The following is a 12,595-nucleotide window of genomic DNA, read 5'->3' on the forward strand; positions in this document are numbered from 1 at the left end:
GCAATAATTGGTTTCTTCTTGTGAGGTATAAGATTTATTTGAGAAAACAATTGATTATAGATTATATGATGTAAAACTACTTTTACACTAACTTTTTTGAAATTATTTGTTGTGAAAGGTCCAAAAATGTGTGTTTGGTCTTAAAAACGTGCATTTTATCGGTAAATTGTACCATAGAGTCATTATTATTAGTTGCCAGCAACTTGTAGAATAAGATGTAGTGGATAAATAAAGGAGTGCTAAAATAAATTGATGGAATTTGAAAAATATTTTGGTTGAATCATTACAAAAAAGTATTTTTGCATCCGCTTTAAATGGTGGTTGTAGCTCAGTTGGTTAGAGCATCGGTTTGTGGTACCGAGGGTCGCGGGTTCGAATCCCGTCTTCCACCCTTACATTAGTTAAATCCCATATCCTTTCGATATGGGATTTTTTATTCAATTATTAAACAAAAAAAGCCCTTTTAAAAAAAAGGGCTTTTTCAATGCTCTATAAACAGATAGCTTAATCTGCAGCTTTGTCAACAACTAATCTATTTGGTCTGTTGGCAATTTCCCATGCCGTGTAGAATATAAGTCGTGAGCGGTTTTCCAACAGGTCGTAATTTATTTTGTCGGGCGTATCGCTAGGCCGGTGATAATCTGCATGTGTACCGTTAAAATAAAATATGATCGGAATATTGTTTTTTGCAAAGTTGTAGTGGTCACTTCTGTAATAAAAACGATTGGGATCGTTTTCATCATTATAGGTATAATCGAATTCAATGTTTGTATATTTTTTGTTTACCTCTTCGGATAAATTGTGGAGTTCCGTACTTAACTTGTCTGACCCAATGAGGTATAAATAATTTCTAGCCCCAGTATATTTTGGATCTATTCTGCCAATCATATCAATGTTAAGGTTGGCAACTGTGTTCTCCAAGGGGAAAATAGGGTCAACATCCGTATAGTATTTGGACCCCAATAATCCTTTTTCCTCGCCGGTTACATGTAAGAACACTACGGAGCGTTTTGGTCCATTCCCCTCGTCGGCCGCTTTTTTAAACGCTTCGGCAATTTCCAATAAGGCCACAGTTCCAGAACCATCGTCGTCTGCTCCGTTATTGATTTGACCATCAGCGGTGATTCCGATGTGATCTAAGTGTGAAGAAATTACAATATATTCTTCAGGTTTCTCGGTGCCTTTTAAAAATGCGACTACATTTTCCGAATTTATTTCATCGTTACCACCAAGGATATTTAATTCGATGTCCGCGGTAATTGTTTTTGGAACATTGTCTTCGTCAATATCACCTTTTATGGTTTTCGTTGCTTTTTCATCCAAGACAACAAGAATCTCATTACCATTATCCTCTGCGAGTTGCATACGACCACTGTTGTTGGCTTTCATAAATTGAAAATACCCTCGAAAGCGCGGATAATTCTGGGTATCATAATAAAGAATGCCTTTGGCGCCTTTCTCTACTGCAAGAGCCGATTTTTTACCCATGGCCTCGGACATGTTGCTCCACTCGGATTGTTCCATAGATCCGGAAAGTACATAAGTGCCATTGGCGTTTTTGGGTTCACCAGCTTTAATGAGCACCAGTTTTCCGGAAACATCAATGCCGCTGTAGTCGGAGTAGTCTCCATCTTCAATCCCGTACCCAGCATAAACAATTTGATCAAATGTTCCTTGAGCTGATGAGAATGATACCGCATTATCACCCACTTCAAAATTCTCATTATTGATGGTAAGGTTCCCTTTGGGTACTTTGGATACTTCCAAAGGCACTTTCTGGAAATAGTCCCCGTCTGCTTTGGCAGGCGAAACATCCAAAGATTCGTAATGAGCCTTTATATATGCTATGGCTTTTTTCTGTCCCGGTTTCCCTGTTTCCCTTCCTTCAAATTCGTCGGATGCATACGTGTACAAGTGTTCTTTAAGCTCTTCCTGTGTAATGGACTCCGCATATGGTACAGGGCTTGTAACAGGTACTGGTTCTTTTGGCTCGGCAATCGTTTTTTGTGAAGAATTACACGCAAAGGCTAAGCCTAAGACCAATAAGGATAGTTTTTTCATTCTTATATAAGTTTTCTGAATCCTGCAAAAATAGTCAAAAGTTTATGAATGAATTTTTATGACCACAAGAACATTCTCGTTCCCATTATGTATATTGGCGGTCTTTTAGGAATACCTCAAACTAGTAATTATGAGCAAGAACAAAAGTGTTATTGTGGTAGGAGGAGGTATTGTTGGACTTTCTACCGCATATTTTCTACAGAAAGAAGGTCATAAAGTAACGGTGTTGGACAAATCGGATATCTCATCCGGTGCTTCTTTTGTTAATGCAGGATACCTTACCCCATCCCATATAATTTCGTTGGCTTCCCCAGGTATGATTACACAAGGGTTAAAGTATATGTTTAATTCTTCCAGCCCATTTTATATGAAACCGAGAATGGACCCAGACTTTATTAAGTGGGCTTGGTATTTTAAAAAGTCTTCAACCAAAACCAAGGTGGAGCACGCCATGCCCATTATTCGAGATATTAACCTTTTGAGCCGAGAACTCTACGAAGGAATACAAGCTTCTGGAGATTTGGGGGATTTTCAAATTGGAAACAAAGGATTATTGATGATGTTCCAGTCCAATGAAGCTCGCGATCATGAAATGGAAGTGGTAGAAAAAGCAAAACACCTGGGGTTAGAGGGTAGGTTACTTTCAAAGAAAGAATTAAAAACACTTGAACCCAATGTGGAAATAAATGCTGAAGGTGCCATTCTTTGGGAATGTGACCGGCATACCACACCACCTTTGATTATGAAAAGGATGACTGCTTTTCTCATTGAAGCCGGGGTAGTCATTCGTAAAAATGAAGAAGTCACGGATGTTTGTGCAGAGGGAAACAAAATTACAGAAGTTAAAACCGAAAAAGCATCGTACATAGCGGACGAAGTTGTGTTTGCCGCGGGGTCATGGACATCAAATCTGTCAAAAAAATTAAACCTTAAATTACCGTTGCAAGCGGGAAAAGGGTATAGAATCAATGTAGAAGAACCTACACATATTAATTTACCCGCCATTTTAATGGAAAAAAAGATTGCTGTAACGCCAATGGAAGGATTTACGCGATTTGCAGGTACCATGGAATTCTCAGGAATTAACCATACCATTCGCAAAGAGAGGGTAGAAGCCATTGCAAAAGGGGTACGGGACTACTATTATAAATTGGAAATTCCCGAAATAGCCAAGAAGAATGCCAAATGTGGATTACGACCGGTTTCCCCTGATGGACTCCCATATATCGGTAGGCCCAAAAACTATGCTAATTTAACAATAGCAACTGGACATGCCATGATGGGGTGGAGTATGGGACCAGCAACAGGAAAGTTGATCACAGAGCTTATCTCCGGAGAGAAACTATCTATGGATATTTCTCCTTTTGACCCCCAACGCAAGTTTTAGAGGGTTTCTTACCAATTGTGGTCGGATATATGTTGTTTAGATTTTTCAGTTGTGTTTTTAACGACTAATTTTACAGCATGAAAAAAAATTACGCCATTATACTTCTTTTTTCATTATTTCAAATTATTGGAATTTGGGCCCAAGAGGTGAAAATCTTTACTGTTGAGGATTTTGATCTTAAAGGTAGGGTAGCGTCATGTTTGGTTTCTACGGACTATGGTAAGGAATTGTTCGAATTTACCAAAGAGGGCGTTTTAATTAAAACAGTGACACAATACAATGATACCGACCAAGATATTACGTATTACAAATACAACGATGGTGAATTGGTGGAGAAGCGTATGGAAAGTTACAAGAACAACGTTTTGGACGAGTCCACTTCTATGGCGAATTTTTATGAATTAGATACGGTTCCTACCAGAAGAGTAATAGAAAAAATAATCTCGTACGATAAACAATTTTTAGAACAGGAACAATATCTATATGACGAGGAAGGGAATTTGTCTCGTATTATATCATCTAATGGTGATGGAGTGGATGAAACCACTTTTGAATATTCTGAAATAAAAAACGAGCATACCGTAAGTACGTTTACCAATGGAATTTTGCAAAAATCGGTACGTACCTCTACCAAAAAAGCTCCTATTGGCACGCAAGAAGTTATATTGACCAAGGAATATATTGATGGTGAACCCAACACCGCCATTGAAGAAGTTTTTAATAGTGCAGGTGATTTGGTCACTAGTGAAGATTTTTTATACGATATTGTGGAAAAAGAATTTGTGTCGCAAAAAAAACGATATTACTATTACACAAATGGAATTTTGAGCAGGGTGGAAAAGAAAACGATAAATACAGAGGCTGCAGACAAATACATTTTCCAATTTGACAACCATACACCAAGCAATTGGGTAAAACAGATTATAACTCCTGGAAATACATATATCACAAGGACAATCAAATATTACGAAGAGGAGCCAACTGAACAAGAGGGCAATAAATGATGTCTTTACAACAATCCCTCAATGATTTCCGGCTTAACTTCATGACCACCTTTAAAGGATATTGTTACTGCTCGACCTTGGAATAATGTATCTACTTTTAACTTTTCCGTCTGTAACCGGTCTGGGGTTAGGTATTCATCTTGATCACCATAGATAATTTTAACTTCCGAAGTGTCTGGATTCAAAAAATCAAAATCTCCAGCGGTAAGTTCGTTAGGAATCCCACCTGCATAAAGCACAATCAATTTACATTGGATTTTTTTGTTCGCCAACCATCGAGTAGCTACGGAAACTCCCTGGGAAAACCCAAAAAGAACTAGGTTTAGATCTTCAGATAAATTCTCGGATTCAAGTACCGCATCAATATAATTGAGCACATTTTTTATCTCCGTGGCCGTATTTTCCTTGGTCAACCAACTTGCCCCAACATATTTATACTCGTTTTTTAAATAATATTTAGATGGGGCCTGGGGAACAATAATGTAGTTTTCCTCTGCATTTAAACTATTAAAATACTTTACAAAATATCGGCTCAGGTATCCAATCCCATGAAAAACCAACCAAACATTTTTGGTTTTCGGCCCTAATTCATTCTGTGTCAGATATGTGTTTTCAGTGGTATAGCGTACCGTCTTTTCTTTGTTGGACATGATTAGAAGGCTATGTTAGATATTGCAAAAGCTTTGTGTAATTTTACAAAAAAGTATAAAGATGAACGAACACAAGGAGAAGATTCTGTCCGTGTGCAATGAAATATGCAAGGACACATTAATGGAGACGTTGGATATTACCTATATTGATGTAGGGGAAAATTTTCTCCTGGCAAAAATGCCTGTGACGCCAAAAGTACACCAACCCGATGGGGTCCTACACGGTGGTGCTTCGGTGGCACTTGCGGAAAGTGTGGGGAGTGCCGCATCTTATATTTTTTTGGACGCGAAGGAATTTGTTGTGCGCGGTATTGAGATTGCTGCCAACCATGTGCGATCTATCAAGGAGGGGTTTGTGTATGCAAGGGCGTCCATGCTCCATAAAGGTCGGACCACGCAACTTTGGGAGATAAAAATAACGGATGAGGAGGGTAACCTGATTTCCAATTGTAAACTAACTACCATTGCACTACCCAGAAAATAAAGAGCTTCAAGAGGTTTATGAAAGAGTGGAATCCTGCATGCAAAGCGGACTACCTTTTGTAATTTATAGAAAACCTAATGATAATGAGCTATTCGCGGTTTTTCAATCTACTGATGAACTTGTGGTTACCATCGATTTTATAGAAAGGGGATTTGTTTTTGCTCCTTTTGATAGGACCAATGAAGCTGTTCTGATTCAGCCGGATGAAGTTTGGAAAGCAGTATTTAATTACAAGGACTCAAATACAACCAATTTTGATTCCACGGACGAGTCAGGGAAAGAGGCGCATGTCAATTTGGTTAAAAAAGGAATCAAGGAGATTGAAAGAGGGAATCTCAAGAAAGTAGTACTATCAAGAAAAATAGACCTACCTTTTACAAAGGCACCGGTAAAAATATTTAATACACTCTTACATAAATACCCAAATGCATTTGGATACCTTTTTCATCACCCTAAAATAGGCATGTGGTGTGGTGCTACTCCCGAAACTTTGGTGGAAATCAACAATAGAGAACTAAGCACAATGTCCTTGGCGGCTACCTTACCCTATATAAAAAGTAAGGAACCAAAATGGGGCAATAAAGAAATTGAGGAACAACAAATGGTTTCGCAGTACATTGGAGATAAATTGGCTCCTACAATGGAACGTTTGGAAATTGACGAAGCGGAATCCGTGAGGGCTGGAAACTTATGGCATTTACGGTCAGAAATTAGTGGGACCATGCTTCAGAACATTGAAATTAAAGAAGTCATAAATGCGTTGCATCCCACACCTGCAGTATGTGGAATCCCAACAGAAGCTGCAAAACAATTTATCCAGCAGAATGAAACTTACCAGAGAACTTTTTATACTGGTTTCTTGGGGGAATTAAATTTATGGGAACAGGGAGCGGCATCACTTTTTGTGAACCTTCGCTGTATGGAACTTCAAAATGGTAAAGCGTCCATTTTTGTTGGAGGAGGAATTACCAAGGCATCCAATCCTGAAAGTGAATGGATCGAGACCCAAAATAAAAGCAAGACCATGCTAGGTACCTTATAAATTGATAGATCTGAATTTAGAGGATTACCGCTTAGATGATGTATTTTTGTAAGCCATGATGTACTCAGACATACCAGCTGCACAAACCTTGGTGTTGTGTTTTAAATCAAGAGGAGTTAAGAACATTGTTATCTCACCGGGATCAAGAAACGCCCCATTGACCATCAGTTTTACTAAAAACCCATTTTTTAATTGCTACAGCGTTGTAGACGAGCGTTGTGCTGCCTTTTTTGCCATGGGCATGGCCCAGCAATTACAGGAGCCGGTTGCAGTACTGTGTTCGTCTGGCAGTGCCATGTTGAACTTTTATCCGGCCGTGGCCGAAGCGTATTACAGTAACATACCATTGATCGTGGTTTCTGCTGATAGACCCAGCTACCGAATCGATATTGGCGATGGTCAAACCATACGACAGGAGTATGTTCTGGAAAAACATATTGGTTATTCCGCCAATCTAAAACAAGATGTCTCACATGCCGTTGAAAGTATTTCAAAATATGGTAAAATCTTGTTGGAAGATAGCCAGGAAGAAATACAAGCCTATAACGAGGAAGAGATAGCACGGGCACTTTCTGTATCATTCGAAGAAAATTCCCCGGTGCATATCAACATACGGTTTGAGGAGCCTTTGTATGATAGAGTAACGGAACCGTCGGTGAAAATCCAAGATGTTGAAGCAAGCGTAAAAACAAATGTGGTTGAGGAAAACTGGGAAGTATTGGCCGAGATATGGAAAAACAGCCCACGAAAAATGGTTTTGGTAGGGGTAAATCAACCAAATGCGATTGAATCGGAGGTTTTAAATTATCTTGCCCATGACCCCAATACGGTGTTGTTTACCGAGACCACATCTAATCTGCACCATCCCAATTTTTTTGAAAGTATTGACAGTATTATTGCTCCGATTGAAAAATCAGGTAAAAAGGATGAACTTTTCAGAGCCTTGCAACCTGATCTTTTGGTAACTTTTGGCGGGTTGATAGTTTCCAAGAAAATTAAGAGCTTTCTGCGTGAATACAGTCCAAAAAATCATTGGCATGTGGATGTTAAAAATGCGAACGACACTTTCTATTGCTTAACGAAACATATCAAAATAAATCCCAATACATTTTTTAAGAAAATAATTTCCGATGTTAAGGGGAATAGTAATTATAAAGTCTTTTGGGAAAACAAGAAGGATGTATACGAGAAAAAACGTGAAACGTACCTTAAGGAAATTCCGTTTACCGATTTTACTGCCTTTCATCATATTGTAAAGGGTATTCCAGATAACTATCAAGTACATTTAGCAAATAGTTCCACAGTTAGGTATGCCCAATTATTCCCAATGAAAGCATCATTAAAGGTGTTTTGTAATCGGGGGACAAGCGGCATAGACGGTAGCACATCAACTGCAGTGGGGAGTTCCATGCACAGTACAGAACCCACTTTGTTGCTTACGGGAGACCTTAGTTTTTTTTATGACAGTAATGCACTTTGGAACAAATACATACGTCCCGATTTTAGAATTGTCATAGTCAATAATTCAGGCGGGGGCATTTTTAGGATATTACCGGGTAAAGAGGAAACAGAGGAGTTTGAAACATTCTTTGAGACAAGTCACAATTTGTCTGCTGAATATTTGGCCAACATGTATAGTTTTGAATATATAAAAGCTCAGAATGAAAATGATTTGGAAGATAAGTTGAAGCAGTTCTATTCAAAATCCAATCAACCAAAAATATTGGAGGTTACCACACCAAGAGCATTGAACAATAAAATTTTGCTTAGCTATTTCGATTTCATATCTTAGAAGCTTAGCTATAAACAAATAAGAACACTGATTAATTATGAGCAAAAGAGACGAACTAATCGAGAAGTATGCGGAGGATATTAAAAGCAAATTTGGACAAACACCAGATATGGATTTATTGACCAAGGTTGCCATAGGACTTGGGCCTGCCATTTATAACTTGGATGCTTCCAAAGTTTCAGGCTCTGACGATAAAGAGTTGGAAACCGTGAAAAACAATTTTTTGATAAAAAAATTAGGGTTAACCGATACCCCGGCATTAATGGAATCCATTAACAGTGTGATTGATGCTTACGGAAAATCGGAGAAGAACAAACATCGTGCAGTAATCTATTATATGTTGGCCAAGCACTTTGGAAAAGAATCTATTTATAATTAAGATTGCGATCAAGGTAATAAAGCTGTCCAATACAGGGCAGCTTTTTTTATACCCATTTTTTACAACTACCTTTACCATATGATTGAATTGGGAAATTATAACACCCTTAAAGTGCTAAGAAGTACTAGTGTAGGACTTTTTTTGGGAGATGAAGAAGGCACAGAGATATTATTGCCAAACAAATATGTGCCCGAAGATTTTCAGATAGACCAAGAGATGGAAGTTTTTTGTTACCTGGACAATGCCGAACGCCCAGTTTCCACAACCTTAAAACCTAAGATAATCCGTAATGGATTTGCTTATTTGGAAGTTGTTGAAGTTGGTGCTTACGGAGCATTTTTGGACTGGGGCTTGGAGAAACACCTACTTGTTCCCTTTAGGGAACAATCGGAAAGAATGGAAGACGGGAACAAATATATTGTTCATTGTTATATGGATGAAGAAAGTATGCGTCTTACAGGGTCGAGCAGAGTGGATAAGTTTCTTTCCAACGAAAGTGTGGACTACAATCAAAATGATACAGTAAATCTCTTGGTGAATCGTAAAACCCAAATAGGGTGGGAGGTAATTGTTGATGATAGGCACAAAGGCCTGATTTTCGAAAGTGACATTTTTAAACCTATTGCTGTTGGAAACGAATTAAAGGGGTATGTAAAAAATGTACGGGACGACAAGAAACTGGATATCTCCCTTCAACCCATTGGGCCCCAAATGTTGGAGCCAACGGCTAAAATGTTGTTGGATAAATTAGAGGAAAACAACGGATTTTTACCGCTCCACGATAAATCCTCCCCAGAAGAAATAAAAGAGGCCTTGCATCTTAGTAAAAAAGCTTTTAAGAAAGGTGTGGGTATTCTTTACCGGCAGCGTAAAATCAATATCCAAGATGATGGTATTCACTTATTATAACCTAAAAAAACCGCTGAGGCCATATTCTTTCACGCTTTAAGGCTATAAAGTTTTTTTCTTTCTGTAAATTATCTATTTTTGTATAGATTCAAATTAACTTATTGGTTGCTATGTTTTTAGCATAGCATATAATTATAACCCGTCACAATATGCCTTTTATTGAAGAAAGCGATTTATTGGACCTTCATAAGGATATAGATAAGGCCCAGATTATTAACGAAAGATTACTGGACCAGATAAAATACAAGAATAAAGATTTACGCAAAATAAAACTGCAACGAAACGTTTTGTTGGGTTTTGTGGGATTATTTGTAATTGGGACTTTGGCCATTACCTCCTTTACAGCAGGACTTAGCAGTAAGCAATCTTTTGAGAATCAGGGCAATCTTTTAGTGTCCATTGATAGTTTGGATGTAATTAAGGCAAGGATAGATAATTTAAAATCTCAAAATGAGGAACTTAGTTTGGTAAAGGAATTTTACTTGGCTAAAGAATTTTTGAACAAGGAAAAAATCTATTCCGTACAGGTAAAATCATTTGTGGAAAACAATGTAACATTGGCATCCGAAGCACTTACCAATACTCTTTTTGTAAAAACAAATCCGTTTTATGCCTATTCTCTAGGTAACTTTGAAAATTTGGAAGAAGCACAAAAATTTAGAGAACAATTGGTTCGGATGGGCTTCGAGGACGCATTTGTAGCCTCGTACCAAGATGGTCAAAGAGTTAAAATAGAAGATCCGTACTAATCTTGAAAAACACAAAGGCTTGGATACAAGCTGCTAGACTACGCACACTTCCTCTTTCTTTATCGGGAATTATTGTTGGTACCGCATTGGCAATAATCGAAAATCGGTTTGAAACACAAGTATTCATTTTGGCTTTATGTACCACTATTGGATTTCAGGTCACCTCCAATTTTGCCAACGATTATGGGGACGGTGTAAAAGGTACAGATAATGAAGACAGGATTGGTCCAGCAAGAGCATTGCAAAGTGGTTCCATTACACGAAAATCCCTTAAAATAGGAATAATTATCTCCACCCTTATTAGTTTGGTGCTTGCTTTGGTACTAATTTATTCAGCTTTCGGCCCTGAGAATTTTAACTACATCCTTATTTTTTTTGCCCTTGGTCTTTTAAGTATTTGGGCTGCCATAAAATATACCGTAGGATCTAATGCCTATGGTTATAAAGGTATGGGAGACCTTTTTGTATTTCTTTTTTTTGGATTGTTAGGGGTGCTCGGAAGTATGTTCTTATATACAAAATCCCTCGACTGGAGCTCGGTTTTACCCGCAGTCTCTATTGGACTTTTATGTGTAGCAGTATTAAATCTAAATAATTTACGTGATATCGTTTCCGATAAAAAGCATGGTAAAATCACCATGGTCGTCACCATGGGGTTTGAAAAAGGAAAGCGTTATCATTTGTTTTTGATTATTACCGCTTTATTTTGCTTTGCATTATATGTATGGATAGTAAAATTTGGTTGGAACCAAACATTTTTTATGTTGGCGTTTGTCCCATTGCTGATTCATTTAAGAAAAGTGATGATGACCAAAAATCCTGGTAATTTGGATGCCGAACTTAAGAAAGTTGCACTGAGTACCTTTTTGTTAGCAATTTTATTCTTCATCTCAGTCAATATTTTTTCGTAAATTTGATTATCAACCAAATAAACTTAAAGGAACTTGGAACATCCGATAAAAATTTTAATTGTAGAGGATAATGTCATCATCGCAGATGATATGCAATCCATGCTAGAGGAAATCGGCTATGAAATTGTAGATAATGTCATAGTGTACGAACAGGCGGTAGATGTATTGAAAAACAACCATGTGGATTTGGTGTTGATTGATATTATCCTCGCCTCTGACAAAACAGGTATAGACCTAGGTAAGCATATCCGTGAAACCTACAACATTCCTTTTATATTCGTCACTTCCAATTCTGACCGCGCTACTGTTGAAAATGCCAAAACAGTAAAGCCAGATGGTTATTTGGTAAAACCATTTGAACAACAAGACCTTTATACCTCCATAGAAATAGCGCTTTCCAATTTTAACTATGCCAAAAAGGGTATGGATAAAACAGAGGGGCAGGATATAGCTGAAGAAATAACTTCGAACTCTGTATTGAAGGATTCCATCTTCGTAAAAAAACAACATCTTTATTATCGGATTCAGTTTACGGATATCCAATTTATAAAAGCGGACAATGTTTATTTAGAGGTAAATACGGTTGACAAAAAGTTCTTGGTGCGTTCACCTCTTAAAGATTATTTGGAAAAACTTCCAAAAAACAAATTTTATAGGGCACACAAATCATACATTGTAAATGTAGATCATATAGATGCAATCAATTCCAAGGATATAATGATCAACAATAATCTTATCCCTATATCCAAGGATTTTAAAGAGTTTATTCTTTCATCAATGAATAGCTAAGATTCGCTAGAATATAAAAAATATTACCAAGTGTCCATTAGGGCACTTTTTTTGTACAATGTTTTTATTCAAAGAAAACCACAAGTTTTAATAGGTTCACAACAATAATTTCCCTGATATTTTCTATACATATACTTTAGCAGTGTAATAATTAAGAAAGTAATTTTTTCATTTTCATATAGTGTTCTCGTAAAAGGGTCTTGTTGTAAAAGCAGGGCCTTTTTCAATTTTTAACCCGCTGTGCTTCCTTATAAACTCCATAAAAAGCACAAAACACCGATAAAATACCACTTAACATACAAACTTGACCTTTTCACAACAGAAAACGACACTTTCACAACAATAGTGGTGAACTCTTTCCTTTGGGATTTAATTTTGTAGCTAAACTAACGTTCTTTATATACCCCATACATTATAATTCGGTACGCTGTTTTATTT

General features: G+C 37.4%; 12 protein-coding genes and 1 tRNA gene. 11 read left to right on the forward strand and 2 right to left on the reverse strand.

Features of this window, described 5'->3' with window-relative positions:
* Positions 1-316: 316 nt before the first annotated feature.
* A tRNA-His gene (locus tag MWU56_RS01910) sits at positions 317-392 on the forward strand.
* Between the two features lie 112 nt (positions 393-504).
* On the opposite strand, the gene MWU56_RS01915 is transcribed toward MWU56_RS01910, so the two are convergent.
* Complete coding sequence (locus MWU56_RS01915; RefSeq protein ID WP_247041672.1) at positions 505-2,061, reverse strand: M28 family peptidase; 1,557 nt, start codon at positions 2,059-2,061, stop codon at positions 505-507.
* A 130-nt stretch (positions 2,062-2,191) separates the two neighbouring features.
* On the opposite strand from MWU56_RS01915, the gene MWU56_RS01920 reads away from it, so the two are divergent.
* Both MWU56_RS01920 and MWU56_RS01925 read left to right on the forward strand, forming a co-directional pair.
* Positions 2,192-3,448, forward strand: a complete 1,257-nt coding sequence (locus tag MWU56_RS01920) for an NAD(P)/FAD-dependent oxidoreductase (protein WP_247041673.1) — start codon at positions 2,192-2,194, stop codon at positions 3,446-3,448.
* Between the two features lie 77 nt (positions 3,449-3,525).
* Positions 3,526-4,452: a hypothetical protein gene (locus tag MWU56_RS01925; RefSeq protein WP_247041674.1), complete on the forward strand. Its 927-nt coding sequence runs from the start codon at positions 3,526-3,528 to the stop codon at positions 4,450-4,452.
* A 5-nt stretch (positions 4,453-4,457) separates the two neighbouring features.
* Here the strand turns inward: MWU56_RS01925 and MWU56_RS01930 are convergent, their stop codons facing one another.
* Complete coding sequence (locus MWU56_RS01930) at positions 4,458-5,102, reverse strand: alpha/beta hydrolase (RefSeq protein WP_247041676.1); 645 nt, start codon at positions 5,100-5,102, stop codon at positions 4,458-4,460.
* A gap of 61 nt (positions 5,103-5,163) precedes the next feature.
* Between MWU56_RS01930 and MWU56_RS01935 the strand changes: the two genes are divergently transcribed.
* The 8 genes from MWU56_RS01935 (at position 5,164) to MWU56_RS01970 (ending at position 12,157) form a co-directional block, all read left to right on the forward strand.
* Positions 5,164-5,586: a PaaI family thioesterase gene (locus MWU56_RS01935; RefSeq protein WP_247041678.1), complete on the forward strand. Its 423-nt coding sequence runs from the start codon at positions 5,164-5,166 to the stop codon at positions 5,584-5,586.
* Positions 5,567-6,628: a chorismate-binding protein gene (locus tag MWU56_RS01940; protein ID WP_247041680.1), complete on the forward strand. Its 1,062-nt coding sequence runs from the start codon at positions 5,567-5,569 to the stop codon at positions 6,626-6,628. The genes MWU56_RS01935 and MWU56_RS01940 overlap by 20 nt, the downstream gene beginning before the upstream one ends.
* Positions 6,629-6,683: 55 nt before the next feature.
* A complete protein-coding gene (gene menD, locus MWU56_RS01945) occupies positions 6,684-8,420 on the forward strand; it encodes a 2-succinyl-5-enolpyruvyl-6-hydroxy-3-cyclohexene-1-carboxylic-acid synthase (RefSeq protein ID WP_247041684.1) in 1,737 nt (578 codons plus the stop codon).
* A gap of 37 nt (positions 8,421-8,457) precedes the next feature.
* Positions 8,458-8,799 (forward strand): DUF2853 family protein, encoded by a 342-nt coding sequence (locus MWU56_RS01950; RefSeq protein ID WP_247041685.1) that lies wholly within the window; start codon positions 8,458-8,460, stop codon positions 8,797-8,799.
* A 78-nt stretch (positions 8,800-8,877) separates the two neighbouring features.
* Entirely contained in the window at positions 8,878-9,708 is an 831-nt protein-coding gene (locus MWU56_RS01955) for a S1 RNA-binding domain-containing protein (RefSeq protein WP_247041686.1), read from the forward strand.
* A gap of 149 nt (positions 9,709-9,857) precedes the next feature.
* Positions 9,858-10,457, forward strand: coding sequence for an SPOR domain-containing protein (locus MWU56_RS01960; RefSeq protein ID WP_247041688.1), 600 nt, complete (start codon positions 9,858-9,860; stop codon positions 10,455-10,457).
* 2 nt (positions 10,458-10,459) lie between these two features.
* The gene (menA, locus tag MWU56_RS01965) at positions 10,460-11,368 is read left to right on the forward strand and encodes a 1,4-dihydroxy-2-naphthoate octaprenyltransferase (protein ID WP_247041690.1); all 909 of its coding nucleotides are present in this window, start codon (positions 10,460-10,462) and stop codon (positions 11,366-11,368) included.
* Positions 11,369-11,401: 33 nt separating this feature from the next.
* On the forward strand, positions 11,402-12,157 hold the full coding sequence (locus MWU56_RS01970) for a LytR/AlgR family response regulator transcription factor (protein WP_247041692.1): 756 nt from the start codon (positions 11,402-11,404) through the stop codon (positions 12,155-12,157).
* Positions 12,158-12,595: the final 438 nt, after the last annotated feature.

It is taken from the genome of Allomuricauda sp. F6463D, from assembly GCF_023015965.1.
In the GTDB taxonomy this organism is placed as follows: domain Bacteria; phylum Bacteroidota; class Bacteroidia; order Flavobacteriales; family Flavobacteriaceae; genus Flagellimonas.